Annotated in this window: 27 protein-coding genes and 2 pseudogenes; 4 read left to right on the top strand and 25 right to left on the bottom strand. The window is 65.6% G+C overall.

Annotated elements, in window-relative coordinates:
- Window positions 1-26: 26 nt before the first annotated feature.
- The 4 genes from FPJ27_RS03885 to FPJ27_RS03900 all read right to left on the bottom strand — a co-directional run bounded on the left by FPJ27_RS03885 (window position 27) and on the right by FPJ27_RS03900 (window position 3,530).
- Window positions 27-1,187 carry a polysaccharide biosynthesis/export family protein gene (locus tag FPJ27_RS03885; RefSeq protein WP_204420896.1) on the bottom strand — a complete coding sequence of 387 codons (1,161 nt, stop codon included), beginning with the start codon at window positions 1,185-1,187 and terminating at the stop codon, window positions 27-29.
- 119 nt (window positions 1,188-1,306) lie between these two features.
- On the bottom strand, window positions 1,307-1,699 hold the full coding sequence (locus tag FPJ27_RS03890) for a hypothetical protein (protein ID WP_204420897.1): 393 nt from the start codon (window positions 1,697-1,699) through the stop codon (window positions 1,307-1,309).
- Window positions 1,699-2,151: a protein tyrosine phosphatase gene (locus FPJ27_RS03895; RefSeq protein ID WP_072443982.1), complete on the bottom strand. Its 453-nt coding sequence runs from the start codon at window positions 2,149-2,151 to the stop codon at window positions 1,699-1,701. The genes FPJ27_RS03890 and FPJ27_RS03895 overlap by 1 nt, the downstream gene beginning before the upstream one ends.
- Before the next feature lie 8 nt (window positions 2,152-2,159).
- Entirely contained in the window at window positions 2,160-3,530 is a 1,371-nt protein-coding gene (locus FPJ27_RS03900) for an undecaprenyl-phosphate glucose phosphotransferase (protein ID WP_204420898.1), read from the bottom strand.
- On the opposite strand from FPJ27_RS03900, the gene FPJ27_RS03905 reads away from it, so the two are divergent.
- Window positions 3,529-3,804 (top strand): hypothetical protein, encoded by a 276-nt coding sequence (locus FPJ27_RS03905; RefSeq protein WP_204420899.1) that lies wholly within the window; start codon window positions 3,529-3,531, stop codon window positions 3,802-3,804. The genes FPJ27_RS03900 and FPJ27_RS03905 overlap by 2 nt on opposite strands.
- An 806-nt stretch (window positions 3,805-4,610) precedes the next feature.
- Here the strand turns inward: FPJ27_RS03905 and FPJ27_RS36775 are convergent.
- The 8 genes from FPJ27_RS36775 to argH form a co-directional block, all read right to left on the bottom strand.
- Window positions 4,611-5,687, bottom strand: coding sequence for an MmgE/PrpD family protein (locus FPJ27_RS36775; RefSeq protein WP_275557379.1), 1,077 nt, complete (start codon window positions 5,685-5,687; stop codon window positions 4,611-4,613).
- On the bottom strand, window positions 5,639-6,004 hold the full coding sequence (locus tag FPJ27_RS36780; protein ID WP_275557380.1) for an MmgE/PrpD family protein: 366 nt from the start codon (window positions 6,002-6,004) through the stop codon (window positions 5,639-5,641). The genes FPJ27_RS36775 and FPJ27_RS36780 overlap by 49 nt, the downstream gene beginning before the upstream one ends.
- Window positions 6,001-6,909 carry a polysaccharide deacetylase gene (locus tag FPJ27_RS03915; RefSeq protein ID WP_072443990.1) on the bottom strand — a complete coding sequence of 303 codons (909 nt, stop codon included), beginning with the start codon at window positions 6,907-6,909 and terminating at the stop codon, window positions 6,001-6,003. Before FPJ27_RS03915 ends, FPJ27_RS36780 begins: the two co-directional genes overlap by 4 nt.
- Window positions 6,906-7,778, bottom strand: coding sequence for a polysaccharide deacetylase (locus tag FPJ27_RS03920; RefSeq protein WP_204420900.1), 873 nt, complete (start codon window positions 7,776-7,778; stop codon window positions 6,906-6,908). The genes FPJ27_RS03915 and FPJ27_RS03920 overlap by 4 nt, the downstream gene beginning before the upstream one ends.
- A gap of 7 nt (window positions 7,779-7,785) precedes the next feature.
- Window positions 7,786-8,619, bottom strand: a complete 834-nt coding sequence (locus FPJ27_RS03925; protein ID WP_065504466.1) for an ABC transporter substrate-binding protein — start codon at window positions 8,617-8,619, stop codon at window positions 7,786-7,788.
- Between the two features lie 80 nt (window positions 8,620-8,699).
- Window positions 8,700-9,503, bottom strand: coding sequence for an amino acid ABC transporter ATP-binding protein (locus FPJ27_RS03930; RefSeq protein ID WP_072443996.1), 804 nt, complete (start codon window positions 9,501-9,503; stop codon window positions 8,700-8,702).
- A complete protein-coding gene (locus tag FPJ27_RS03935) occupies window positions 9,500-10,393 on the bottom strand; it encodes an amino acid ABC transporter permease (protein WP_204420901.1) in 894 nt (297 codons plus the stop codon). The genes FPJ27_RS03930 and FPJ27_RS03935 overlap by 4 nt, the downstream gene beginning before the upstream one ends.
- Window positions 10,387-11,820, bottom strand: a complete 1,434-nt coding sequence (gene argH, locus FPJ27_RS03940) for an argininosuccinate lyase (RefSeq protein WP_111021030.1) — start codon at window positions 11,818-11,820, stop codon at window positions 10,387-10,389. Before argH ends, FPJ27_RS03935 begins: the two co-directional genes overlap by 7 nt.
- 126 nt (window positions 11,821-11,946) lie before the next feature.
- On the opposite strand from argH, the gene FPJ27_RS03945 reads away from it, so the two are divergent.
- Window positions 11,947-12,825, top strand: coding sequence for a LysR substrate-binding domain-containing protein (locus FPJ27_RS03945; protein ID WP_204420902.1), 879 nt, complete (start codon window positions 11,947-11,949; stop codon window positions 12,823-12,825).
- 44 nt (window positions 12,826-12,869) lie between these two features.
- On the opposite strand, the gene FPJ27_RS03950 is transcribed toward FPJ27_RS03945, so the two are convergent.
- Both FPJ27_RS03950 and FPJ27_RS03955 read right to left on the bottom strand, forming a co-directional pair.
- A complete protein-coding gene (locus tag FPJ27_RS03950; protein WP_343300092.1) occupies window positions 12,870-13,280 on the bottom strand; it encodes a GNAT family N-acetyltransferase in 411 nt (136 codons plus the stop codon).
- Between the two features lie 291 nt (window positions 13,281-13,571).
- Complete coding sequence (locus FPJ27_RS03955; RefSeq protein WP_239483144.1) at window positions 13,572-14,426, bottom strand: hypothetical protein; 855 nt, start codon at window positions 14,424-14,426, stop codon at window positions 13,572-13,574.
- A 334-nt stretch (window positions 14,427-14,760) separates the two neighbouring features.
- Between FPJ27_RS03955 and FPJ27_RS36785 the strand changes: the two genes are divergently transcribed.
- On the top strand, window positions 14,761-14,889 hold the full coding sequence (locus FPJ27_RS36785) for a hypothetical protein (protein WP_256260748.1): 129 nt from the start codon (window positions 14,761-14,763) through the stop codon (window positions 14,887-14,889).
- 175 nt (window positions 14,890-15,064) lie between these two features.
- On the opposite strand, the pseudogene FPJ27_RS03960 reads toward FPJ27_RS36785, so the two are convergent.
- The 10 genes and pseudogenes from FPJ27_RS03960 to FPJ27_RS04005 form a co-directional block, all read right to left on the bottom strand.
- Window positions 15,065-15,283 (bottom strand): annotated as a pseudogene (locus FPJ27_RS03960) (integrase core domain-containing protein); the annotation flags it as partial.
- A 21-nt stretch (window positions 15,284-15,304) separates the two neighbouring features.
- Window positions 15,305-16,303, bottom strand: a complete 999-nt coding sequence (locus tag FPJ27_RS03965; protein WP_175964004.1) for a transketolase family protein — start codon at window positions 16,301-16,303, stop codon at window positions 15,305-15,307.
- Window positions 16,300-17,145, bottom strand: coding sequence for a transketolase (locus tag FPJ27_RS03970; RefSeq protein ID WP_204420904.1), 846 nt, complete (start codon window positions 17,143-17,145; stop codon window positions 16,300-16,302). The genes FPJ27_RS03965 and FPJ27_RS03970 overlap by 4 nt, the downstream gene beginning before the upstream one ends.
- Window positions 17,146-17,185: 40 nt before the next feature.
- Window positions 17,186-18,511: an MFS transporter gene (locus tag FPJ27_RS03975; protein WP_204420905.1), complete on the bottom strand. Its 1,326-nt coding sequence runs from the start codon at window positions 18,509-18,511 to the stop codon at window positions 17,186-17,188.
- Window positions 18,512-18,584: 73 nt separating this feature from the next.
- Window positions 18,585-19,334 carry a glucose 1-dehydrogenase gene (locus FPJ27_RS03980; RefSeq protein ID WP_072444012.1) on the bottom strand — a complete coding sequence of 250 codons (750 nt, stop codon included), beginning with the start codon at window positions 19,332-19,334 and terminating at the stop codon, window positions 18,585-18,587.
- Window positions 19,335-19,497: 163 nt separating this feature from the next.
- Window positions 19,498-20,397, bottom strand: a complete 900-nt coding sequence (locus tag FPJ27_RS03985; RefSeq protein ID WP_175964001.1) for a LysR substrate-binding domain-containing protein — start codon at window positions 20,395-20,397, stop codon at window positions 19,498-19,500.
- 466 nt (window positions 20,398-20,863) lie between these two features.
- Window positions 20,864-22,147, bottom strand: coding sequence for an IS256 family transposase (locus FPJ27_RS03990; protein ID WP_204420906.1), 1,284 nt, complete (start codon window positions 22,145-22,147; stop codon window positions 20,864-20,866).
- Window positions 22,148-22,400: 253 nt separating this feature from the next.
- The gene (locus FPJ27_RS03995) at window positions 22,401-22,583 is read right to left on the bottom strand and encodes a hypothetical protein (protein ID WP_072444060.1); all 183 of its coding nucleotides are present in this window, start codon (window positions 22,581-22,583) and stop codon (window positions 22,401-22,403) included.
- A 35-nt stretch (window positions 22,584-22,618) separates the two neighbouring features.
- Window positions 22,619-22,816, bottom strand: a complete 198-nt coding sequence (locus tag FPJ27_RS04000; protein ID WP_072444061.1) for a hypothetical protein — start codon at window positions 22,814-22,816, stop codon at window positions 22,619-22,621.
- A 362-nt stretch (window positions 22,817-23,178) separates the two neighbouring features.
- Window positions 23,179-23,739, bottom strand: coding sequence for a hypothetical protein (locus FPJ27_RS04005; protein WP_110281429.1), 561 nt, complete (start codon window positions 23,737-23,739; stop codon window positions 23,179-23,181).
- A gap of 413 nt (window positions 23,740-24,152) precedes the next feature.
- On the opposite strand from FPJ27_RS04005, the gene FPJ27_RS04010 reads away from it, so the two are divergent.
- The gene (locus FPJ27_RS04010; RefSeq protein ID WP_204420907.1) at window positions 24,153-26,621 is read left to right on the top strand and encodes an AsmA family protein; all 2,469 of its coding nucleotides are present in this window, start codon (window positions 24,153-24,155) and stop codon (window positions 26,619-26,621) included.
- Between the two features lie 46 nt (window positions 26,622-26,667).
- Here FPJ27_RS04010 and FPJ27_RS36280 read toward each other — a convergent pair.
- Window positions 26,668-26,823 (bottom strand): annotated as a pseudogene (locus FPJ27_RS36280) (DUF1488 family protein); the annotation flags it as partial.
- Window positions 26,824-26,949: the final 126 nt, after the last annotated feature.

The raw sequence follows: 26,949 nt of genomic DNA on the forward strand, positions 1-26,949 counted from the left end.
TCCAGTGTCGATCGGGGTCCGGCGGTTCATTTCGCGACCAGCGCGCCGGTCATGCCGGCATTGATGGCGGGCAACAGCAGCGACAGCACGCGGCTGAGTCGGACGAGGCCGTTGCCGTCGACATAAACGACATCCTTCGGCGCCAGCCTGAAGTCGTTCGCGAGCACCATCGCAACCGGCGACTTCGCGTCGAGATGAAACACGTCGGGGGTACTCGAGCCGCGCCCGCGAATCACGTAGACCTGCGCCGTGTCGGCGGTGCCGCTGTTGAAGCTGCCGGCTTGCTGCAACGCATCGCCGAGCGTCAACGAGCCGTCGCGCAGCGGCAGCGCGAGCGTCGGCTTCGCGACCTCGCCCATCACGAACGCACCGTTGTCCTCGCGCGACTGCACGCGCAGCACGTCCCGGTTGCGCAACAGGATGCGGGCCGGATCGATGCGTCGTGCGACGAGCAGGGACAGGTTCAGCACGTAATGTTCGTCGCCGCGCAGCAGCTCGATGCGGCTTCGATCGGCCGTCGGCTGAAGCCCGCCCGCGCGATCGATCGCCTCGATCAGCGTCATCGGCACGTCGTTGATCGGCTGGACGCCCGGATTGCGCACCTCGCCTTCGACGTAGACCTGCTGGCTGCGGTACGACGTGACGCGCACGGTGACCTGCGGGTCGCGGAAGGTTTTCGTCAACGCGACGCGGAACGCATCGCGCACCTCGGTCGTCGTCCTGCCCGAGACCGCGAGCGTGCCGACATAGGGAAACTGCACGCTGCCGGTTTCATCGACGACGAAGCCGCCGACGGGGTCGCTCTGCCGTTGTGTCGACGACGACTGATTCGTCGGCGCCGCCGCGGAAAGTTCGGGGTGATCCCACACCGTGATCTGCAACACGTCGCCGGCGCCGATCCGATAGCCGCCCTTCGTGCGCTCGCGCAACAGCGCGTCGACGTGCCCGGCCGCGTCGCTGTCGTCGCGCATCGATTGCAGCAGGTTGACGTCGATTTCCCGGATCGGCACATCGAGCGACCGTGCCGGTTCGCCGTTGCGCGCGCTGGCCACCGGCAATTCCTGCGAGCCGGTCATCCGCATGCCGGGCGCAACGGCACATGCCGTCAGGAACACGGACAGCACGAGCGGGGCCAGCGCGCAGCCCCGTCTGCTTCCTGTCGATATACCGTCGAATGATTTGCCCATTGCCGCCTCGTATGTCGCGCTATCGTCAATTCCGTCCGTGGCGCCGTGCTCACGGATATGTTCATTTCTTCGCGTGAGGGTTTGGCTTGCTTCGCCCTCATGCCGCGCCGCCCGGTCGATCACCACGACGAACGGGACCAGGGCGGCTCCATGCCCGGCCAGTCGCCTGCCGCGTTGTCGGTCCCGCCGCGCGGCCGATTCGGGACGCGTGCCGCGCCGCGCGTGCGATGCGCCGCCGGCATGCCCAGCGCGTCGATCGACAACGCCCGCATCTGCCGCTCGATCGGCAGCGGCGCGTAGTTGCCGACCGCCGGCACCGCGACGCCCGACGCGACCGCCGGCTTTGCGATCGATCCGCGCCACGGATTCGAGGTCTGGGACGCGGTATCCGCGAGCCCCACGATCCACCGCGGCGCATTCGCCGAAGGGCGCGCCGCCGGTGCATTGCCGTGCGCAGCCGATGCACACGACAGGCCGATGAGCATCGCGAGTCGACCGACATGGCGTCGCATCAGCAGTGCCCCCGTGCGGCAGCTGCGGGAATCCGCGCGATCCAGTGCGCCACCGCGCGCTCGATGTGACGCGCCACGGCATCGAACACGTCCGCCGACTTGCCGACCGGATCCGCGATATCGCATTTCGCGGCATGGTCGAGCTGGAAGACGCGACCGCGCGCGAACGGGTAACGGCGCTCGATCTCGCGACACTGCACGAGCGTCATCGCGAGGATCAGTTGCGATGCACGCACGTGGCCGAGATGCACCGGTTGCGCGATATGCGACGTGATGTCGAAGCCGCGTTCGCGCATCACGTCGATCGCAGCCTGTGCGGCCGGCCGGCCCGCCAGCGCGATCAGTCCTGCGCAACGCACCTGCACGGACGGCAGCGCGCGTGCCAGCATCGCGCTCGCCATCGGGCTGCGGCATGCGTTGCCGTCGCAGACGACCAGAATGCGTTCGATCATGGCCGGGCTCAGTAGGCGTTCGGATGGACGAAGCCCTTCAGCACCGTGGCGGCGACAATTTTCATGTCGAGCCCGAAGGACCAGTTGCGCAGGTAATAGAGGTCGTGCTGGACACGGCCGACCATCTTGTCGAGGTGATCCGTCTCGCCGCGATAGCCGTTGACCTGCGCCCATCCGGTGATGCCCGGCTTGATCCGGTAACGATGGATGTATCCCTCGACGAGCGGCCGGTACAGATCGTCGTGCTCGATGGCGTGCGGTCTCGGCCCGACGACCGACATGTCGCCGCGCAGCACGTTGAAGAACTGCGGCAGCTCGTCGAGGCTGGTGCGACGCAGGAACGCGCCGACCCGCGTGATGCGCGCATCGCCCCGGGTCGCCTGGTGCACGATGCCGGCCGGTTCGGCGTGCACGCGCATCGTGCGGAACTTGTAGATCCGGAACACCCGGCCATCGGCACCTTTCCGGTACTGCGTAAACAACACCGGGCCCGGGGACGACAGCTTGACCGCCAGCGCGATCAGGCCGAGCAGCGGCGCCAGCGCGACGAGCGCTGCTGCCGCGAATACCCGGTCGAACAGCGCCTTCTGCATCAACGCGTGATGCGACATCGGCGATGCAACGAGGTTGATCGCCGGCATGCCGACGAGATCCATCATCGTTCCGCCGAGCAGCGCGATGCTGCACATGTCCGGCATGAAGCGGATATTGATCAGATCGTCGCCGAACGTCTTCAGCACGCGCCGGATCGTCCGTTCCTCGGAGATCGGCAACGCGAGCCAGATTTCCGTCGCGGCTTCGGCACGCACTGCCGCGGCGAATTCGGTGAAATCCGCGATCGCCGGGATGATGCCGTTGGACGATCCCGCGGGATCGTGGAGCACGACGGGGCGAAACCCGCTTGCCGGCGACAGCGCCAGCGTTTCGATCACACGCACGGCATGCGCGCCGTTACCGACGATCGCCACCTTGCGAAGATTCAGTCCCGCATGCCTGACGCGCGCGAGCATCGTATAGGCAGCCAGGCGGACGACGACGAATCCGCATCCCGCGATTGCCGTCCAGTAGACGAACCACAACCGCGATACCTGATCGACGCGATGCATCGCGAACAGCAGCACGAGGTTGCATGCCTGCACGGCGACCCATGCGGCGCTGATGCGGCTGATCATCGCGATCCACGACCGCCCGCGCCAGGACTGATACACCTGACATGCCGGAAAGACGGCGAGCGCCAGCATCGCGACAAACGGGACGACCATCGCGTCCGGCCGGCCGAGCGTATCGTCATCGAACCGCACGTGCGACGCTGCAGCCGCCCCCAGCACCACCACGAGCGCATCGAGCAGGCGCGCGATAATCGACTGAAATCCGAACATGGATATTCTCCAGGCGGCGCACGATGGCGCCGTATTTGCGGTCAAACGCGTCCGTTCCGATCACCACGTCGACGGACATTTCCCGAGCGACGCCGGACATGCTCCGCCCTCGGTATCCCGATGCATCGACAACATTCATCCCGGGTGTCATTGGCCCATCGATGAATTAATCAATAAATTCGTATTCCTATATGAAATTGAACGCGCCTTTATCGAATGGGCGGTTCAATTCACGCCGGGAATCCAGACCGCGGACGAACTACCGGTTACTTAGGCTCATGCCCCCGCGCCGATGCATGGCCGCCGCAAGGACGTCTCAACACGATTCGGCATGGCAACGGAAATGCCGCGCCCGAGCCATCGCGAATGGATTGGCGAATGGACGCGATTTATCGATTGAGTGTCCGGAATCGACCGCTTCGCCCCCGCGTCGCGTCCGGATATAGGAGTGTTGATCTGATTCATGATTGGTCTAGCGTTATGGTATTAACTACTTCTGCACAAGTCATTTGACGCACGATCCGTGCCACCGGGACGCGTTCTCTTGTTGCAGCGCGGAAAATCCTCGATAAACCAATGACCTATGTCCCAAATTTGAAAGGTATGAATAAATCAAAACAATCCTGTTTAACGTTTGCGCAACTGCGGCGTTCGCATACGTTACGTAACGACACGCCGTAACGCGGCCGACATGAACGGCATTCGACCGATTTCGTTGCCGACATGCGGGAGGGGATGCGGATGCTCGCGAATAAGGGCGGAATCGAGGCGAGTCATTTCTCGAAGCAAGATCGGACTTCGAGCGATCACATTCGAGTTCTGACGCAGCATGAGCGTTTTTCCCGATTTCCCCCGGGAAATGACCGATGCGGCAAGAGAGACGGATGGCGCACTTCTTTCATCGCCTCCGGGCGATTTTTTTAATGCGTGCGCCCTTTATATCGACAGGGGCATAATTTCCGGTTCACCTGCGGCCAACGCTGCGGACAGCCCGTCCCGTGCTTGCGGCTTCGGATGCCGCACGTTCATTCCCGCTCCCCGGACAGGTACGCTCGTACCGATTCGACACGACATCGACATTCAGACGATCGCGCCCGCCGCTTCGGCATCGCCTGCGAGCCAGTCGTTCATCACGCGCGCATCCGCCTGCCGGTCCAGCGACAGGCATACGTCGCTCAGTGCATCGACCTGCGCCTGGTCGAGCGCCATGCCCGCCAACACACGATATTTCGCCAGCAGCGCCGCGTCCGACAGCGGATTGCGCGGGTCGCCGAGCGCGATCGGCACGTGGCGCGATTCCCGCCGTCCATCGGGGCGATGCAGGATCACCGTCGGCTCGTCGAGATCGCCGAGCGCCGGATCGGCGTCGACCGTGATGCGCGCGAGCAGCGCGGTCACGCGCGAATCGGTGCGCCGGTCCGCGCGATACACGCCGATCCCCGTGTCGCCGAACGCCAGCGCCGCCGCCACCGCATACGGCAGGCTCATCTGCGCGGACGACAGCGTCGACAGATCGCGACCGCCGCACATGCGGGCCACGAACGCGCTCGTGCGCACGACCACCCGCTCGATCTCGCCGGCCTCGACGATGCGGCCGTCCGCGAGCTGCAGCGCCGCGTCGACAGCCGCATGCGCGCTGCGGCACGATGCATGCGGCTTGATCGAGCAGCGCATCAGCTTCCAGTGCGCGCCGAGGCCGTCGGTCAATGCGTCGGGCATATGCGATTGTGCGGCGAACGTGTTGAAAAAACCGCCCCACACGTCGTCGAATACGTGCGCGGGGCCGCTCACGCCTTCGCGCGCGAGCAGCGCCGCAAGCACGCCGCCCTCCGCCGCACGCCCGGCGTGCAGCCGCTTCGTCTGCGCTCCGTCGTGGATGAAACCCCACAGGCCGCCCGCGAAACTCGCCGCATGGCCGAGCGCGTCGCGCGTGCGCGCGGCGTCGAGCCCGAGCACGCGCGCGCTCGCGGCCGCCGCACCGAACACGCCGCAACTGAGCGTCGAGTGCCAGCCCGCCCCGTTGTGAACCGAGTAGCCGCCCGCTGCCTCGAGCACGCGCCGGCCGACGTCGTAGCCGAGCACGATCGCCGCCACGCATTCGCGGCCCGTCACCGTGCGCCCCGCGCACGACAGCGCGGCGAGCACGGCCGGCAGCACGACCGGCCCGAATGATCGCAGCCGCCGGAATCGTCGAGTTCGAGCGCGTGCGCGGCAATCCCGTTGACGAACGCCGCATCGCGCGCGCCCGCGGTCCGCCGCGTGCCCCACAGCGGCGCGCCGCCCTGCGCGACGGCGCCGGTCAGCGCACGGGCGCTGCGCGTCTCGACGGCGGACGTTCCCGCCAGCGCGGCACCGAACGTGTCGAGCACATGACGCTTGGCCTTCGCGACGACGTCGTCCGGCAACGCGTCGGCGGACGTCTGCGCGACGAACGCCGCGAGCCGCGTGGCGCGCGTATCGGTTGTCATCGTCATCGCGCCGACTCCTCCGCCACGCAGTGCGCGAACACGTCGACCGGATGTCCGGGCGCATTGACGGGCGCCTGGGCACACCACCAGCGCGCGATGTCGCGCCCCGTCGCGAACCAGACGTCACCCGCGTCACGCAGATGCGCGAGCAATGCGCGCAGCAGGTCGATCCGCGCTGCCGTGCCGATGATCTCGGGATGCAGGCGCAGCACGCAGCACAGCCCGAAGCGCCGAAACCCGTCGACGTCGCGCCGCCAGTTGTCGAGCACGTCGCGGTACGCCGCGATGCGCGGCTGACCGACCGGCACGGGCGGCGACAGGTTGAACTCGAAGTACGGCTCGTCCTCGAGTTCGTAGTGCAGCGGCAGCTCGACGAGCCGCGCGCCGTCCGCGCCGCCGTCGCCGCGCGGATGCACATACGGCAGATCGTCGCCGCGCCACGACGACGACCACGTGAAACCTTCCGCGACGAGGAAATCCGGGAAACCGTCGGCCCAGTTGCCGGTGAACGAGCGAAAGCCTTCCACGTCGCGGCCGATCGTGTCGGCGAGCGCCGCCCGTCCGGCGCGGCACGCATCGACCTGCGCGGCGAGCGGCAGCGCGTCGAAATCCTCGCAGCGATAGCCGCTCACGCCGAGCTCGTGGCCGGCTGCGGCGATCGCGCGCACCGCATCCGCATGCGTTTCGGCGACGATGCCCGGGACGAACCAGCTCGCCGGTACGCGGAACGCATCGAACGCATCGAGCAGCCGATCGACGCCGCGCGTCGCGCCGTAACGCCAGACCGACAGCGATTTCTCGCGGCCGACGATGCGCGGCTCGCGTGTCTGGATACCGTGAATGTCGTTGAAGTCGACCGTGATCGCGACCGCGCATCGCGCGCCGCCCGGCCATGAAGGGAGTGTCGTCACAGGCCGCTCCGTTGCGTGGGTTGCGCGTCTCGCGCGTGCTGCGCAAGCCACCAGTCGGCCACTTCGCGGCAGCGCGCGAACCATACGCCATCCTGTGCGCGCATGTGGCCGAGCCACGCCTCGAGCAGCGCGATGCGGCCGGGCTTGCCGCAGACCTTCGGATGCAGCAGCGTCGTCAGGCACAGCCCTTCGCGGTATACGCCGTCGAATTCGCGCGTCCAGTTGTCGAGCGTCACGCCGTAGCCGGCGATCCGGTCGAGCCCGGCCGGATAGTCGGGGTTGCGGTGATACGCAAGCGACGCGTAGTCGTCGGTCTCCCAGCGGCCGGGTATCTCGACGAGCGGCGCCTCGCCGTCGTCACCGTGCAGCAGGTACGGCCGGTCGTCGCCGCGCATCGAGCTCGAATAGCGCACGCCGGCTTCGCGCAGCACGGCCACCGTCGCCGCGCTCCAGTCGCCGGACGGCGTGCGGAACCCGACCGGCCGCACGCCGAGCGTACGCGCGAAGACGTCGGCCGACTGCGCCATGATCTCGCGCTGCCGCCCGGGCTCGAGCGTCCAGAACGCTTCGTGGCGGTAGCCGTGGTAGCCGATCTCGTGGCCGCGCTCGACGATCGCCGCGCATTGCGCGGGCCAGGTCCGCGCAACCCACGCGGGCACGAAGAACGTCGCGGGCAGGTCGAACGCCGCGAGCATGTCGAGCAAGCGGCCGAGCGCGCGCCACGGCCCGTAGCTGCCGAGCGTGAAATACGCGGGGTTGCGCCAGATCGACCCGTTCAGCATCGCGTCGCCGGTCGGGCCGTCGAGATCGAACGCGAGCGCGACGCACGCGCGCTTCGCGTCCGGCCAGCGGGGAGCGAGGGCCGTCATCGCGCGCTCAGTGCGTGCCGTTGATCATCGCCTTCGTCACAGCATGTTCCTGCAGCCCCCACTTCGCCAGGATCTTCTGGTAGGAACCGTCGGCAATCAGCTGGTTGAGCGCCGTCGTCAGCGCGCTGCTCAGCGCGGTATTGCTCTTCGCGACGCCGATGCCCGTGTACTGCGACAGGAACGGCTTGCCGACCGGCGCGTATGCATTCTGCTCGAGGCTGTTCTGGTACGGCAGCGTCTCGCCGCCCTGCACGGCCGCGTCGATGCGGTTCTGGCGCAACTGCATGCGCGCGTCCGACGAGCCGTCGGTACCGACCACGACGATCGCCGGCTTGCCGGCCTTCACGCAGTTCTCCGCGCTCCACGCGGTCGTGTTGTCCGGGAACGACGTGCGCCGGCTCGACCCGACGCGCTTGCCGCACAGCGCGCCCATCTGCGCGAACTCGCCGGCGCGCGCCTTCAGCGTATAGAACTGCGGGCCCGTCTCGATGTAGTCGACGAACGTCACCGCATCGCGGCGCGTCGGCAGGTCGGTCATGCCGGACAGGATCATGTCGACGCGCTGCGTCGCGACCGCGCTCATCATCTGGTCGAAGCTCGTTTCGACCCAGTTCAGCTTCGCGCCCATCTTCGCGGCGAGCGCTTCGCCGAGATCGACGTCGAAGCCCGCGAGCTTGTCGGTCGCCGGGTCCTTGTATTCGAACGGCGGATAGTTCGGCACGATCGCGACGTTCAGCGTGCGCTTCGCGCTCGCGGCCTGGGCGACTGCGAAGGAGGCATGCAGCGCGAGCGCGCCGAATGCGACGGCGGCCAGCGTGCGGGTCAGGACGGATGCTTTCATGGGGGGCGCCTTGTCGTGGTGGGCTTGTATCGTTGACGGTGGAATCGTTCGGGCGCTTCGGTCCGGGGCGCCCGGCCCGTTCATGCAATCACGGCCGAGATGAAATCGCGCGTACGCGCGTGCGTCGGCGCGGACAGCACCTGGTCGGGCGGCCCGCTCTCGACGATCCGGCCGCCGTCCATGAACACGACGCGGTCGGCCACCTCGCGCGCGAAGCCGAGCTCGTGCGTGACGACGATCATCGTCATCCCGCTCTTCGCGAGATCGCGCATCACGGCCAGCACTTCGCCGACGAGCTCGGGATCGAGCGCCGACGTCGGTTCGTCGAACAGGATCAGCTGCGGATGCATCGCGAGCGCCCGCGCGATCGCGACGCGCTGCTGCTGGCCGCCCGACAGCTCGACCGGAAACGCGTCGCATTTGTGCGCGAGCCCGACGCGCGCGAGCAGCGCGCGCGCTTCCTCGTCCGCTTGCGCGCGGCGGCGCTTGAGCACCTGCACGGGGCCCTCGGTCACGTTCTCGAGCGCGGTCTTGTGCGGGAACAGGTTGAAGCGCTGGAACACCATGCTCGTCGCCAGCCGCTGGCGCGCAACCTGGCGCTCCGACAGCTCGTGGAGCCGGTCGCCGGCGCGCCGGTAGCCGGCCAGTTCGCCGTTGATCCACAGCGCGCCCGCGCTGATCGTCTCGAGCTGGTTGATGCAGCGCAGGAACGTGCTCTTGCCCGAGCCCGACGGCCCGATGATGCACAGCACTTCGCCCTGCGCGACGTCGAGCGTGATGCCGTGCAGCGCCTGGAAATCGCCGTACGACTTGCGCACGTCTACCGCGCGAACGACCGCGTTCGTCATGACGTTCTCCCGATGGTTGAGGGTCGTGCCGTTCATGTGCGGCCCGCCGCGCGGCCCGCGCCGCGCGCGAAGCGCCGTTCGACGCGCGCCTGCGCGAGCGACAGCACGGTGACGACCGCGAGATACCAGATGCCCGCGACGATCAGCAGCTCGATCACGCGGGCGTTCGCGTAGTAGATGTTCTGCGCGTTGTGCAGCATCTCCGCGTACTGCACGACGCTCGCGAGCGACGTCAGCTTGACCATGCCGATCAGTTCGTTGCCGATCGGCGGCACGATCACGCGCATCGCCTGCGGCAGGATGATCCGGCGCAGCGCCTGCAGGCGCGGCATGCCGATCGATTTCGCGGCCTCGTACTGGCCGGTGTCGACCGACAGCAGCCCCGCGCGCACGACTTCCGACGTATACGCGCCCTGGTTGATGCCGAGCCCGAGCACCGCCGCGAGGAACGGCGTCATCACGTCGACGGTCCGGAATTCGGCGATGCCCGGGATGCCGAGCGTCGGGAACACCAGCGCGAGGTTGAACCACAGCAGCAGTTGCAGGATGATCGGCGTGCCGCGGAACAACCAGATGTAGCCCTGCGCGATCGCGCCGAGCACCGGGTTCGACGACAGCCGCATTACCGCGGTGACCACGCCGAGCACGACGCCGAGCGTCATCGCGAGAACGGTCATCACGATCGTGTTGCCGAGCCCCGTCAGGATCGAGCGCGCGGTCAGGAACTGGCCGACGACGTGCCACTCGATCTGTCCGCGCGCGAACGCGGCGGCCACGTAGGCGAGCGCGGCAATGATCGCGATCGACGCGACATAGCGGCCCCAGTAGCGCCGGCGCACGCGCACGAGGCCGGCGGTATCGTCTGCCGCGGCGCCGGCCGGCCCGGATGCGCCGTCGAGACGGCTCGAATCGGAGGCGCTCAGCATGACGGCCCCCGGTAGTCGGCCGCCCAGGCGGCCTGGCGTTCGATCGCGCCGCTCAGGCGGCCGATCTGCTCGCGCACGCGCGCGGGCGACGTGCCGCCCGCGCCGCCGCGCGCGGCGACGGCCGCGTCGAGCGTCAGGTGCGCGCGCACCGCCGGCGCGAGGCGCGGGTCGACGGCCTGCAATTGTTCCGCGCTTGCGTCCGCGAGCTCGATGCCGTCGCGTTCGCACGCCCGCACGAGCGCGCCGGTGATCTCGTGCGCTTCGCTGAACGGCACGCCCGTCAGCGCAAGCCAGTCCGCGACCTCGGTCGCGAGCGTGAAGCCGAGCGGCGCCTGGCGACGCATCTCGTCGACGTTCACGCGCATCGTGCGGATCATCCCCGCCATCGCCGGCAGCACGAGTTCGAGCGTGTCGATCGAATCGAACGCGGCGATCTTGTCTTCCGCGAGATCGCGGTTGTACGCGAGCGGCAGCGACTTCAGCGTCGCGAGCAGGCCCGTCAGGTTGCCGATCAGGCGCCCCGCCTTGCCGCGCGTGAGTTCCGCGATGTCCGGGTTCTTCTTCTGCGGCATGATCGAGCTGCCCGTCGCATAACCGTCGTCGAGTTCCACCCAGCGGAATTGTCGCGACGTCCACAGGATCACTTCTTCCGACAGGCGGGACAGGTTCACGGCCAGCATGCTCGCGACGAACGCGAATTCGGCGACGTGATCGCGTGCGGCCACGGCGTCGATCGAGTTCTCGCACGGTGCGTCGTAACCGAGCTCCTGCGCGGACAGCTCAGGTCGCACGCAGATCGCCGAGCCCGCCAGCGCGGCCGCGCCGAGCGGCGAGCGCGCGGTGCGGCGGTCCCAGTCGACCAGGCGGTCGGCGTCGCGATACAGCGACTGCGCATGCGCAAGCAACTGATGACCGAACACGATCGGCTGCGCGGGCTGCAGATGGGTGAAGCCGGCGGTCACCGTGTCGACGTGCCGGCTCGCCTGGCCGACCAGCGCCTGCTGCAGGTCGAGCACGCCGCGCACGAGCTGGCGCGCCTTGTCGCGCAGGTACAGGCGCAGGTCGTTCGCCGCCTGGTCGTTGCGCGAACGCCCGGCGCGCAGCTTGCCGCCGAGCGCCGGCAGCCGCTGCGTGAGCACGCGCTCGAGGAAGGTGTGCACGTCCTCGTCGGCGAGCGACGGCGCGATCGCACCGGCCGCGTAGTCGCGCGCGATGCCGTCCATCGCGGCCAGCAACTGCGCGAGGTCGTCGTCGTTCACGATGCCGGCGCGGTTCAACTCGCGCGCATGCGCACGGGAGCCCGCCAGATCGTACGGCACGAGACGGTAGAAACTCGGATCGGAGCGGGACAGGTTCTGCAGCGCGTCGGACGGCTCCGACTGGAAGCGGCCGCCCCACAGGCGTTCGATCGGTTCGGTAAGGCTCATTGCGGTCGACCTCGACTCGGTTGGATTGCCCCCACTGTAGGCATTCAATTTTTTTTGTTGTAGCGAGAAATTGGCTCCGCTTAAATGAAGTTTTTCTCAGCACCGTCGCCTTCGACGCGCCCGCCGATGCGCAACCGCCTGCCCCCGCTGAACCCGCTTCGCGCATTCGAGGCCGCCGCCCGGCGCGGCAGCGTGTCGGCCGCCGCCGACGAACTGCACGTGACCGCGAGCGCGGTCAGCCACCAGATCCGCATTCTCGAAAGCACGCTCGGCGTCGCGCTATTCGTCCGATCAAAGGCGCGCGTGAAGCTCACGCCAGAAGGCGAGGCGTTGCTGGAACCGGTCGGCACCGCATTCGACATGATCGCGAACGCCACCGTCAGGCTCGATTCGCCGGCCGCCGTCGGCGATCTCGTCGTGTCGACGCCGCTGTCGCTGACGTCGCGCTGGCTCGCCCGGCACATCGGCGATTTTCTCGAGCGCTATCCGGGCATCCACCTGAAGGTGATTCCGTCGAACGACGAACGCGAGATCTATTCGACGGACGTCGACGTCTGCATCCGCTACGGGGAAGGTACCTGGCGCAACCGGCACGTCGAGCTGCTCGATCATCCGGCGCTGTTCCCGGTCGTGAGCCCGGCGTTGATGAACGGGCCCGATGCGATCCGCAAGGTGCAGGATCTCGCGGGACGCACGCTGTTCTGCGAGCATGCGGGCTCGTGGATGCGCTGGCTGGCGGAAGCTAACGCCGACAAGCTGCCGGGCATCCGCATCCTCGAGATCGGCAACGCGCACATCGGCGTCGAAGCCGCGGTGCACGGGCAAGGCGTCGCGCTCGGCGACAGCCTGTCCGTGCGCGACGACCTGATCGACGGCACGCTCGTGCGGCCATTCAGCGCAACGGTGCCGTCGCGTCATGCGTACTATCTCGTCACGCGTCACGAGCTGACCGGGACGCCGCTCGTGACCGCGTTCACGTCGTGGCTGCGCGCCTGCCTCGCGTGATGCGCGTCGTTGCCTGCGGCAGGGTTTCGGTCAGGAAACGAGATTCAAATGAGATTCGCCAGGTCGTCCCACACCATGACGATGTTGTGCGAGCGCCAGATCGGCCCCGCATCGACGTACTCGCCGGCAAACCGCGCATTCAGCGCCTCATAAAAGGCAATCGCGGATGCGTTTCCGTTGACGACACTCAACGCGACGCCCTGATACCGCAACCCTCTCAAATGCGTCGCGAGTTGGGCAAGCAGCTTGCGGCCGATGCCGCGACGCTTGAATTCGGGATCGACATACAGGAATTTGATCTCGCCACGGCCGTCGAATATCGGTTCCGACGGCGCGCCGGCCGCGCCGATTCCGACGATCCTGTCGTCGGTCTGCGCGATGAGCACGAGCTGGTCGCCATCGTTCGACGCCAGCTTTTCCTGCCATCTTTTGCCACGATAGCGCTCGTCGAGCACGGCATGCGCTTGCGCCGGTGCGAGATCGCGATAGGTATGCCGCCAGACCTTGACGTGGAAATCGGCGATCGCCTGTGCATCGTCGATATTTGCGGACCTGATGGATATTCCGGACATTGAGGACTCCCTGTCGGGCGGCTTTGCGCCAGTGGGTGCAGTGTATGCAGCGGATTGTAACGATCCGGGCTGCGATGTCGAATAACTGTTTGTGGCTCACGGCCATCGGTCACGATCTCCGAAGGCCGGCGGCCGACACGCGCGGAACGCGAACCGCGAGTGGGCGTGTGGCGTTCACGCGTCCGTTCGCCGCTGCTCGTGGGATGGATCGTGCGAATCGCCGCTGAAGAGCCTGTTTCGCAACTGACCGCCGACGAACGCACCCGCAATCAACGACAGATACCCGGCAACGAGGAGATGTCGCCAGCCATCGAGCGCGGCGCGGTGCGCAAGCAGCGCCGCGTCGGGCGCCGGCACGGCGAGACTTCCCGGCACGATCGCACGCGTCATCTGCACGAATCCCGCCGCCGACAGCACGGGCAGCAGGACGAGCATCGCCAGCAGCACGAACTTCGCATGCCGAAAAAATGCATGGCGGCGCAAATGAAACCACAGCCCGAGACTGCCGTGCACCCATCCCGGTGCGAGCAGCGCGATCTGCAAACCCTGCGTGCCGCTCGTCAGGAGCGACGCGATGACCCGTTCGTAGTTCGGCTCGAAGCCGTAAAACGATGTCGCAACCCGTGTCCCGACGACGTGGCGTATCAACAGCATGGGCAGGCTGAGTCCCGCCCACAGACGAAGCCATTCGGCGGGCGGCAGCGCCCAGTGTCGGCGGCCGTAGATGGTGCGGACCGCCAGCGCGAAATGCAGGCCGGCCGCGCCGTACAACAGGATCGTGCCGGGCGCGCTTTGCCAGAGCCCGATTGCCAGATGCAGCCCGCGCTCGGCGATATCGATCGACCAGATGCCGAGCGCGTGATTGACCATATGGACGGAAATATAGAACCACAGCAGGATGCCGGAGCCGAGTTGCAGCCTTCGCGCGGCATTGCGCTTCCCGTCTTGCGCCGACGCCGGTTTACCGGCATCGGAGTCGATCGCGTGCTGCGCGGGACGCGGCGCGCGGTTGCGCCACGGCGGGCGCATGCCGACGCGATCCTGGAACGACGATGGCCGCCGTGCCTCGTTCACCTTCGGGGCACCCTTGCCGTCGCGCTGCGATCGGCCTGGAATGTCCCGGGTTTGCCTCCGCTTGCCGTTCATTGGCGCCTCCCCTCGATGCGTCCGCCGCTTGATCGGCATACCGCGGAGCGGGCCCGTTTATTCCGGCGACGCACGACATCCCGCGCATGAAGTGCATCGCACGGTTTCGGGAATAGGCGCGGTGCTCGCCGGGTATACGGTGTGTGAGCACGACGGATGACGATCGCGACGCGTCGGCACCCTGCACATCGAAACGAGCGCAGTCAAGGAGACCATCATGTCCAACGTTCTGTCCCACTGGATTCTGATCGGTTGCGACGCATACGACGAGTATGTGTTCGTGCCGTGGCTCGATAAATCCGTCTATCTGAGAACGGTCAAGCTGCGTCGGGTCTGCCTGTTGTGACGGCAGCAGTTCCGGCACACCTCGCCGCCCCCAACGGACAATCCGGACCAGAATCCACGCTGCTTGCCGCCTCAGCGCCCCCCCCGGCGCAACACCACGTGTCAAGTGCCGCGGAGCCGATGGCGACCGCGTCCACGACACAAAGTGGAGTTACCCCGTAGTCCCGGACACAGCCTCACGCTACGGTCGATGAATCCACCGCGCGTCGAAACTCGCGTGGTGAGCGATCCTTCAGTGCGCTACGGGGATGCTTCTCGTTGTAATGCTCGAACGCAATGGCGAGATTCCGCGCGGCCGTCGCTGCATCCGGTTTCGGCATCAGGGCCACATAGCCGCGCTTCATCGTCCTCACGAAGCGCTCAGCCATGCCGTTGCTCTGCGGGCTGCACACCGGCGGCGTCGGTGACTTCAGCTGCTACGCGAGCCACGACTTGATGTTCGCCTGCATCGCGCCGGTCGAGATCCCGTAGCGCTCGTGCAACGTCGGCAACGCGCCCGCGGCAAGGTACGCATCCGGCAGCGCGATCTGGCGGAACGGTACGGCAACGCCGGCCCCGATCAACGCAGTCGCCACCGCTTCGCCGAGCCCGCCGATCGCCGTATGGTTCTCGGCGACGATCACCATGCGTCCCTTGCGCGCCGCCTCGCGCACGATGGTTGCCGTATCGAGCGGCTTGATCGTCGGCACGTGCAGCACGGCCACATCGACGCGATCGGCTTCGAGTGCCTTCGCAACCTCGAGCGCGCGCATCGTCATGATCCCGGACGAGATCAACAGCACGTCGTTGCCGTCGCGCAGCAGCTTGGCCTTGCCGAGTTCGAAGCGGTAATCGTATTCGTCGAGCACGGCCGGCACGTTTCCACGCAGCAGGCGTGCGTATACCGGCCCCTTGTGCGCAGCAATGGCCGGCACCATCTGCTCGATATCCAGCGCGTCGCACGGGTCGATCACCGTCATGTTCGGCATCGCACGCATCAGCGCCAGATCTTCGGCGGCCTGGTGGCTCGGCCCGTAGCCGGTCGTCAGTCCCGGCAATGCGCACACCAGCTTCACATCGAGATTGTCCTCGGCAATCGCCTGATGAATGAAGTCGTATGCACGGCGCGTGGCGAATACCGCATAGGTCGTGACGAACGGCTGCGCCCCTTCGTGCGCGAATCCGGCGGCCGCGCCCATCAGCAACTGCTCGGCCATGCCCATCTGGTAGTAACGCTCCGGGAATTCCTTCGCGAAGATATGCAGGTCGGTGTACTTTCCGAGATCGGCGGTCATTCCGATCACATTGCTGCTCGTCCGCGCGAGCTTCGCGAGCGCATGGCCGAACGGCGCGGGACGCGTAGTCTGCCCTTCTGCCGCGATGGACGCGATCATCGCGGAAGTCTTCAGGCGAGGCTTGTTGTCGACGGTGCTCATGCGTGTCTCCCTGCTTCGAGTGCGTCGAGCGCGAGCTTCCACTCGTGCGCATCGACGCGGATGAAATGACTCTTCTCGCGTGCTTCGAGGAACGGCACGCCGCGCCCCATCTTCGTGTCGCAGACGATGATCCGCGGCTGCGGCTTGTCATGCCGGCGCGCGTTGTCGAACGCGCGCTTTACCGCGTCGATATCGTTGCCGTCGACACGTTGCGTATACCAGCCGAATGCCTCGAGCTTGTCGACCAGCGGCTCGAATGCCATGACTTGCGTCGACGGGCCATCGGCCTGCTGGTTGTTCACGTCGACGATCGCGATCAGGTTGTCGAGCTTCCAGTGCGCGGCCGACATGAGCCCTTCCCAGATCGCACCTTCGTCGAGCTCGCCATCCGAAAAGAGCGTATAGACGAATGCATCCGAGCCCTTGCGCTTAAGGCCCAGGCAACGACCGACCGCGATCGTCGGGCCCTGCCCGAGCGAACCGCCGGACATTTCCATCCCGGGCGTGTAGCTCGCCATCCCCGACATCGGCAGACGACTGTCGTCGCTGCCGTAGGTTTCGAGTTCCTCGGCCGGCAGGATGCCAGCTTCGAACAGCGCCGCGTACAGCGCGATCGCGTAGTGGCCGTTCGACAGCAGGAAGCGGTCGCGCCCTTCCCACTCGGGATCGTCGGGGCGATAGCGCATCGCGCCGAAATACGCGACGGCCAACACGTCGGCGATGTCGAGCGCCTGGCCGACATAGCCCTGCCCCTGGACTTCGCCCATCAGCACGGCGTTTCTTCGGATACGGTACGCGCGCTCGGCGAGCGTGACCACTTCATGGATGGTTTCGGTATCCATCGATAGCTCCAGTATTGTGTCGGAAGGAATGCAAATCGAATCAGCGGTTGACGGATCGGGGCACCAGGAACACCAGCAGAGCGCCGACCGTGATCGCGACGGAGATGAAGAGCAGTCCCGCAGTGGACTTGCCGGTCAGGTCGTTCAGCCAGCCGACGATCGCAGGCGAGAAGAAGCCCGCGAGATTGGCAAAGCAGTTGACCGCGGCGATGCCCGCCGCCGCCGACATCCCGCCCAGCAGGGCCGTCGGCAGCGACCAGAACTGCGACGACGACGCGAGGATGCCGGCGGACGCAATGCTCAGGCACACGATCGACGCGCTGACGCTGCCGAGCGTCGGCAAAGTCGCGAAGCCCGCCGCCGCGATCAGCATCGGCACCGCGAGATGGAAGCGACGCTCGCGGCGGCGATCCGCGCTCATGCCGATCAGCGGCAGCGCGATGATTGCGCACGCATACGGGATCGCGGTGAACAGTCCGACCCACAGCGGATCGGCAACCCCGGCCTTGCGAATGATCGTGGGCAGCCAGAACGTGAGGCCGTACTGACCGAGCACGACGCAGAAGTAGATCGCGGCCATCAGCCACAGGCGGCGGTCGGCGACGAACGAACGAATCGACAGGTGGGCGGTAGTGTGCTCGGCGTCGGCCGACACGTTGCGCGCCAGCAAGGCTTTTTCGGCATCGGTCAGCCATTTCGCGCCGGCAATGCCGTCATCGAGATACAGCAGGATCGCAAAGCCCAGCACGAACGAAGGCAGCGCCTCGAGCAGGAACAACCACTTCCAGCCCGCCATCGACATCGCGCCGTGCAGCGAATGCATGATCGCGCCCGACAGCGGCCCGCCGATGATCCCCGCCAGCGGAATCGCCATGAAGAACAGCGACAGTGCCTTCGCGCGGCGTGCCGACGGGAACCAGTACGTGAGGTACAGGATCACGCCCGGTGCAAAACCCGCTTCGGCGACGCCGAGCAGGAACCGCAGCACATAGAACGCGGTGGGCGACCTGACGAACACGAAGCTCGCCGAAATGACTGCCCACGTCAGCATGATGCGGGCGAGCCAGCGGCGCGCACCGACGCGATGCAGGATCAGGTTGCTCGGCACTTCGAACAGAAAGTAGCCGAGAAAGAAAATGCCTGCACCCATGCCGTACACCGTCTCGCTGAAGCGCAGGTCGTTGAGCATCTGCAGTTTCGCGAACCCGACGTTGACGCGGTCGAGATAGGCGCCCAGGTAGCACAGCATCAGGAACGGGATCAGCCGTCGCGCCACCTTCGCGTAGGCGGCCGCTTCGAACGTCTGCGCATCGTCCCGTTGCAGCATCTCGCCCGGAACCGGCGGTGCGGGGTACTTTGCTCTCATCTTTGTCTCCTGCCATGGCCCCGGGTTGTCCCGGGTGCATGATGGGCGGCGCCGCGATTTTCGCGGCACCGTTTCAGTGGATCAGCATCCCGCCATTGACGTCGAGCGTGATGCCCGTCAGGTAGCTCGACAGGTCGCTCAGCAGGAACAGGCATGCGTTGGCGACATCGGCGGCATCGCCGAGGCGGCCGAGCGGAATGCCCTTGATGATCTCCTCGCGCATGTCGGGCGTCAGCTTGTCGCCGGTGATGTCGGTCTGGATCAGGCCCGGCGTGATCGAATTGATGCGGATATGGTCGGCGCCGAATTCGCGCGCCATTGCCTTCGCGAGACCGAGCACGCCGGCCTTCGCGGCGCTGTAGTGCGGACCGCCGAAGATGCCGCCGCCGCGTTGCGCGGACACCGACGACATGCACACGATGCTGCCGCCGCGCTGCTCCTTCATCGCCGGCAGCACCGCTTGAGACATGTACAGCGTGCCGCGCAGGTTCACGTCGACGATCGTGTCGAAGTCGCGCCCGGAAATGTCCATCGTGCGCACGGGCTGCGTGACGCCGGCGTTGTTCACGAGGCCGTCGATGCGACCATGGCGCTCCAGCGTCGCGCGGGCCGCGGCCATGCACGCGTCGCGGTCGGTCACGTCGCATGCCAGGCCGAGATGGTCCGTCCCGAGTTCGGCGGCGGCTGCCTCGGCGTCTTCGCGGCGAAGGTCGAGAATCGCAACGCGTGCGCCGTGTGCAGCCAGTATGCGGGCCGTGGCCTTGCCGATACCGCGCGGCGATGCGGCGCCTGTCACGATGATGGTCTTGTTGTCGAGCAACATCGGTCGTCTCCTGTTGTTGATGTGTGTCCAGAGTGTCGGCTCACCGGACACCCGCATCAACGCGGAAACGCTCAGCCATAGTTGAGAAAATTTCAGATGACGCCGCACGGCGCGCCGCGGGTGCTGCAACGCAATATCGCGTGCGGACCGGAGGACGAGGCGCTCAGCCCGGCCGCCCGTAAGCCGCGACCTCCCGCTCGATCCACGCAAGGAAACGCTTCACGCGGGGCAGTTCCGCGTTCTGCCGCGGGTAAACGAGGTGATGCGCGCCGACTTCGACCGCATGAGTCTCGTCGAACACCGGAACCAGCAGCCCTTCGCGGATCTTCACCGACGCAAGCATCAGGCTTTCGAGCGCGATGCCCAGGCCCAGCGCAGCGGTTTCGAGCGACATGTATGACCGGTCGAATGAAAAATCGAAGGTCTTCTGAGCCGCGAGCGATACGCCGGCCCGACCGAACCACTGCTTCCACTGGACCAACGGCGTTTCGGAATAGATCAGCCGATGCGCGAGCAGTTCTTCCGGCGCCTTCACCGGATGCCGTTCAAGATATTGCGGCGAAGCGAGCGGCGCAATGAACTCGCCGCGCACCGTCCTGACCTCGAGGTTGTCCCAGTTGCCGTAGCCGTGCCGGACATCGATATCGTAGAAGCCGTTCGAGAACGACACGTTTTCGTAGGAGCACGCGAGGTTCAGCTGGATATCGCCGTTCGCCTCCTGAAACGACGACAGCCGCGGCAGCAGCCACATCAACCCGAAGCTCGGGCTCGAATGCACGCGCAGGATATCGACTTCGGTGCGGCTCGACGCACGCTCGGTTGCGCGGCTCAGGTCGGCCAGCGAGCCGGTGACGTCCGCCAGGTAGCGCTCGCCGGTCGGCGTGAGGACGAGCCCGCGCCCCGATCGCTGGAACAGCGGCTGACCGATCAGCGATTCGAGGTTGCTGAGCTGGTGGCTCACGGCGGACGCGGTCAGGCCGAGCTCGTCCGCAGCGCGATTCACGCTCTTGGTCCGGGCCACGCTTTCGAACGCGATGATTGCCTTGAGTGGTGGGATGCGCATGTTGGAATCCGTTGAGGAGGTCTACTCGCCCGACTGGCCGGCGTCGACATGAACGTCGAACGGTTTGTCCGGGCAAAGGCGCTTCGGCACAGGCATCAATTCTAGAGCGCCGGTCGATCCGGGCTCCTGCCGCCCACCTCCTTGCCTACGAAACGCGCTTCCACGCCGCTTCGCATGACGAGATCAAAACGCTCAGGCAAATATGGAACACGGTGGGCTCGCATGCCCTGACGCCGTGGCCGCGAAGAGGCCGACCGTTTGGTGGAACGTCGTTTTCGGAAGGGAATCTCAGGAAGTCAGGGGCACCGCCAAGCCGGGGTAGATCCAGCCGGAACATTGCACAGGAATCAAAGGGACCCCTGCTACATACCATAGCGATACACCTTCGCCCTCTCCGGAGTAACGAACATCAGGCGCGCCCGCCGAGCTAATGTCAAATGTGGTGTACGACAGTCGAGCAGCATGATCAAGCGGCAAGCGGTTGAGCAGGAGCCGGTGTGCTCTCGGTCACCGGTGTTCCGTCCTTGAAGGGCACGCCGTTCAAGATCTGTTCGATTTTGTCGACACCGCGAATGCGGCGCCATGATTCCTCTGCTGCTTCGATGAGCTTGAAGGCCATGCCGAGGAAGGTCGCGCGCGACAGACAGTTTCGCGTGCGGGTCGTGCGGTGGCGGACCGTCGCGAAGGTCGACTCGATCGGATTCGTCGTGCGCACATGCTGCCAGTGCTCGGCCGGGAAGTCGTAAAACGCGAGCAGCTCGTCGCGATCCTTCGTGACCTTCTCGACAGCTTTCGGATATTTGGCCGTATAGGTCGCGACGAACTGATCGTAGGCGACGATCGCATCGGCGCGCGTCGCGGCGTTCCAGATCTCCGCGAGCGCGGCCTTGGCCTTGCCCTGCTGCGACTTCGGCAACGCGTTGAGCACGTTGCCGATCTTGTGAAACCAGCAGCGCTGGTGCCGCGTCTGCGGGAACACTTCCTCGAGTGCCGCCCACAAGCCCATCGCGCCGTCGCCGACGGCTAGCAGTGGGCCGGCTTGTAGACCGCGAGCCTTCAGATCGAGCAGTAGCTCGACCCACGAATCCTTCGACTCGCGGTAGCCGTCGGCGAGCGCGACGCGTTCCTTGCTGCCGTCTGGCTTCACGCCGATGATCACCAGCAGACATTGCCCGTCGGAATCCTCGCTGCGCGCCCCAGTATGAATGCCGTCGGCCCACCAGTAGACCCAGCGGGCCGCCGACAAGTCCCGATTGTTCCATTGCGCGAATTCGTCCGCCCAGATCGCTTTGAGACGAATGACGGTATTTGCCGACAGGCCTTTCGCCTGGTCGCCGAGCAATACGCTGAGCGCTTCGCTCATGTCGCCGGTCGAGACGCCGCGCAGATACAGCCACGGCAGCGCCGACGACACACGCGGCGACTTGCGCACGTAGGGCGGCACGATCTCCGAGTTGAACTTTACCCCCGAGCCCGAGCGATCGCGGACCTTCGGCACCTGGACCGTTACCGGTCCGATTGCCGTGACAACGTCTCGCTCAGGCAGATAGCCGTTGCGCACGATCGCCCGCCGGCCGTCCAGCGTCTTCACGTTCGAATATTGCTCGAGCAATGCCTTCAATTCCGCCTCGATCGCTTGCTGGATAATCTGCCGCGCGCCTTGCTGGATCAACTCGTCCAGGCCGACGGGCCCCTTGAATTCTGTTTCCGTTGCTTGACTGTCGTTCGCTTCCCGATTACGTTTCGCCATGGTGGTGGATTGGTTGCTGGGTTCGTTACCTTGGAAAGCAACATTCTCCTGCAATCGCCACCGCCTCCCGCCGATTCCGCTCCACACCGCCGTACACCACTTCCGACATTAGCTCGCGCCCGCCAACACGCACTCCGTAGAGGCAGTTGTGGTGGCCGAAGAGGTACTTGGCAGAGACGGCCACGCCCGACGCGTTATTGCAACGTGTCGCGCGCGACCTGCTGCCGGATGCCTGACCTGCGATGTACGCGGTTCATCTTTTCGCGGTTCGCGAACCCGCGGTGGAGGTATGAGTCCAGTGCCACCATTCATGGTGGTCCAGATTTCTAAGCAGTTCCGCGCGACGATGCTCGCGGCGATAGCGGTTCATTGCGGCAATTGCCGCAAACGCCAGCACGAACGCGCCGACCACGAACCCGACCCATGCTCCGCTCATAGCATCCTCCGTCATTTTCGGCCAACTCGGATCACTCAACGCATTCGCGAGACCGCTTTCAGGACGGCGCGGCCCTCTGCGGTAACCTGGACACGCCGACAACCCGATGCCGGCTGATCAACGGCGATCAGGCGATGCTCGATGAGCGTGACGAGTTCGTCGCGATCCAGTTCGATCTGATCAGGAGCATCCCAAACGATCATTAAAGTAGTAATTTCGTGCGGACTTAGCATGGTCTGCATGGAATATTCGTATCGGACAATTGGATTGTGTATGCATGCGCGAACGCATGCCTCCCGCTTTTCAACGCAACAAGGTGTGCGAGAGTTTGTAACGACCCCACCATTTCCTGCGACGATTCAATGCGCGATTTAGTGGGCACATTCTAACGCGCCCGCGTCCATTTCCGGTCCGCCACCTCGTAGGTGGATGCCCTGATTCGGAAACGTTATCATTGATCAAAATCAAGCAAGCATGCGAAATGGTATGAATATATAAATCCCAAAATATATTTCTTATAATCGCTTGAAATTGTCATTTTTTGAAGCTGTCAGATAATGCAGGTCGATATTTTTTAATAAATATTCTGCCGCATTCATTCAAAATCCTCACTTTCGCTGTATCGCCTGAGAGAAACGGCCAGCGCATCGACATCGCTTTGATAGCTTGAAATGACATCCGCCCGCTCCGGAAATCGTTCGCGTTGCAACGACAATGTCTCCACGGCTGCGGCATGACGCCTGACAAGCTGCCCGCGCGTCACCCATTCGTCATTTCCGCCGGTACAGGACTTGATGTGCTTCAGCACGCCGTCGCCGAGAACCTTGAGCGGCGCGTGCCCATTGATGAATTCCGCGTAGTGTCCCGAGAAAAACCGCTCCCACTCGTTCCCCTCCGAGTCGTGCCGAAACGCGACGATATGCCCGCCGAGATCGACCAGGTAGCGATAGGACAAATTCTCATGCGCGTCGGGTGAAGTCAGCTCGGCAAACCTGTTCGCTCGATGAAATCTGTCGGCGAGCGATCCAGCACCATCGGACAGATGCGCGGCAAGGAAAAACTGGGCCGCGCCGGATGGGCAGCCGTTCTGAGGAATAAGGAACGTTACATGGCTGCCGTGCTGCAATGCGAACGTGTAAGTCGCAAGTATGCTCATTACGATTTCCTCTTGATCCTCATGAAGACGATCGCACCTGGACGCTATTTCCCGGATCACTCGTCTGCGGGTGCAATCTTTAGTATTTAGTAGCAAGCGATATGCCATCTCGACGCACTCGATTCGCAGGACGATACGAACCGCCGGAATACACGGAAAGTCGCCGTGAGCGGATGAAAATGTTTCAGCGTTGATACGTTTCGCACGGCTCAAGCGCCTGCACATATCGCTCGCCCTTGTCGAAACCTTCGGGGTCGATGCGGAAGGTTCACTTTCCCGATCCCATCGGGCTTGCCATTTCCGGACTCGCCTGCCTGGTTGCAACGCTGAAATAGACCAGTTGGCCGGTCGAAGCGCATTCGGGAACACGAATTGCGCCATCGTTTCGGTGCAGCCCAACCCGGGAGTGAAAGATGCGCAACGGCCATACCGTCGGCAAGATGGCCGCGTGGCTCGCCGTTGTCGTTGCCCTGACGATTGCCGCGCTGTTCGTCTTCATCGTGACGTTCGACTGGAACCGCGCGCGCCCTTGGGTCGATGACAAGGTATCGGACGCGATCGGACGGCAGTTCGCCATCAACGGCGACCTGCGTGTCGGGTGGCATCGGCCCGCGAGCGAGCATGGCTGGCGCGCCTGGGTGCCGTGGCCGCGATTCAGCGCCCGCAATGTCACGATCGCCAACCCGGACTGGGCGCGCACGAAGCATTTCGCCACGCTCGACGCGATCAGCTTCGAAGTCGAGGCGCTGCCGCTGCTCGCGCGCCGCATCGTGATTCCGGCCATCGACCTCGTCAATCCATCCGTCGACCTCGAACGCCTCGCGGACGGGCGCGTCAACTGGACGTTCCAGCTCAAGAATGCCGGTCATCCGGGCAAGTGGACGCTCGACCTGCACGATATCGCGTTCGCCACCGGCAAGCTCCGCTACTACGACCAACAGAAGCAATTCGACCTGAGCGGTGTGATCGACACGCTCGGCAAGCCGATTGCGTTCGGCGATGCGTTGAAGCAGCAGGCGGCGCTGGCGCGCAGCGAATCGGCGCAGGCCGTCGGCCAGGAGGGCCAAAAGAAACTCGCGGCACAGGTACACCACGGTGCGGCACGATCCCCGGCGCCCGTGTCGGGTATCGAAGCGGCATCCCGCGCATCGGCAGCGGCGTCGCAAGCGCTGGCCGCGGCGTCGCAAGCGTCGGCCGCGATATCCACTACCGCGATCGCCCCGGCGGCATCGGCTGCGTCGAGCACGTCCGCGACAGCGGCGGCGGGCGCGACGGCCTCCGCAGCGTCCGGCGCATCGGCAGGCGCCGCGCCCGCCGCGTCCGTAAGCACGGGCGACTACACGATCGGGTGGACCGTCGACGGAACCTACAAGAAAGGGCACGTTGCCGGCACTGGCAAGCTCGGAAACGTGCTGGGACTGCAAAGCGGTCAGCGCCCGTTTCCGGTCCAGGCCAATTTGCGCTTCGGCGATACGAAGCTGGCGCTCGTCGGCACGCTGACCGATCCGGCGCACCTGGCGGCGGTCGACCTGCGACTGTGGCTCGCGGGCACCAGCATGGCGCACCTGTACGACGTCACCGGCATCACACTGCCCGAAACCCCGCCCTATGCGACCGACGGACGGCTGATCGGGCAATTCCGCGCGTCCGGAAATGTCTTCAAGTACGAGGACTTCACGGGGCGTGTCGGCGGCAGCGATCTCACCGGCACGCTGGTGTACGTTTCGCGCGAACCGAGGCCGCTCCTGTCGGGCACGCTGGTGTCGAAGGTGCTGCGGTTCGCCGACCTGGCGCCGCTCATCGGCGCCGACACGAATGCCAGCAAGGCGCGCCGCGGCGCCGCGGTCGCGCAGCCCGCGAACAAGGCACTGCCGGTCGAGGCGTTCCACACGGAGCGCTGGAAGAAGATCGACGCCGACGTCCGGTTCACCGGGCAGCGCATCATCAAGTCCCCGAGCTTGCCGATCACCGACCTGACGACCCACGTCGTCATGCAGGACGGCGTGCTGACCCTCAACCCGCTGAACTTCGGTGTCGCGGGCGGCACGCTGGCGTCGAACATCCACCTGGACGGCAGTGGCACGCCGCTCAAGGGGCGGTTCACGCTGCAGGCGCGACACCTGAAGCTGAAGCGGCTATTCCCGACGTTCGAGGTCATGCAGACGGCGCTCGGCGAAGTCAACGGCGATGCCGCGCTGTCGGCCACCGGCAACTCGCCGGCGGCGCTCGCCGCCACGTCCAACGGAGAAGTGAAGACGCTGGTCACGGACGGCACCGTGAGCCTGGTGCTGATGGAAGCGGCCGGGTTGAACGTGGCGAACGTGGTGTACGAGAAGCTGTTCCGCGATCGCGACGTGAAGATCAACTGCGCGGCGGCCGATTTCGTGGTCACCAATGGCGTGCTCGACTCGCGCGTATTCGCGCTCGACACCGAAGATGCGGTGATCGGCATGAACGGTAACGTGAACCTGCGGGACGAGACCATGAACCTGACGATTCATCCGCATACCAAGGGGTTCCGGGTGATATCGCTGCGCTCGCCGCTGTACGTCACCGGCACCTTCAAGCAGCCGCACGTGGGCGTGAAGCCGGGCGCGCTCATCGCGCGCGGCGGGGCGGCGGTGGCGCTAGGCCTGCTGAATCCGCTCGCGAGTTTGCTCGCATTGCTCCAGCCGGGCCGCGATCAGCCGCTGCCGTGCAAGCAGATGCTGACCGACATGGAGCAGCGCCCGACCGCGCCGCCACCGGGAGTACGAAAGGAGAAAAAGGCTGCACCGGTGTATATGAATGCGACGCCGCCGGCTTCACAGGCTCATGCGCCGGCGGCTGTCGAACCCGAGCAAGCGACGCGCGCGGGCCGAACCGCCGCTCCTGGCCGGTAAGGCCGCGGTATTCGAGCTCGGACGGAGACGTCGGCCCGCCGCGTCGAGCAATGGCCGCATGGGAGCGTAAGGCCCGACCGCGCCCGAACGCGTCACGCAGGTCGGCTTACAGCGCCGAGCGCGCGCCGAAATGATCGTCGAGCGCCTCGGCCGTGATCGCGCAGGGTTCGGGTTGACCGTCGACGTCAACGGTGAAGCGCAGTTGCGGCGCCGTGTAAGCTGGCGACCACCAATATCCAGCAAACCCTTGTCAGACGGGGCCTGGACGGATTTCAGCGGACCCGGCCGGATTACCCGGAAAACATCACGATTCATTTAACTTTTCGTG

Source organism: Burkholderia sp. MS455 (genome assembly GCF_016899445.1).
Classification (GTDB): Bacteria; Pseudomonadota; Gammaproteobacteria; order Burkholderiales; family Burkholderiaceae; genus Burkholderia; species Burkholderia pyrrocinia_C.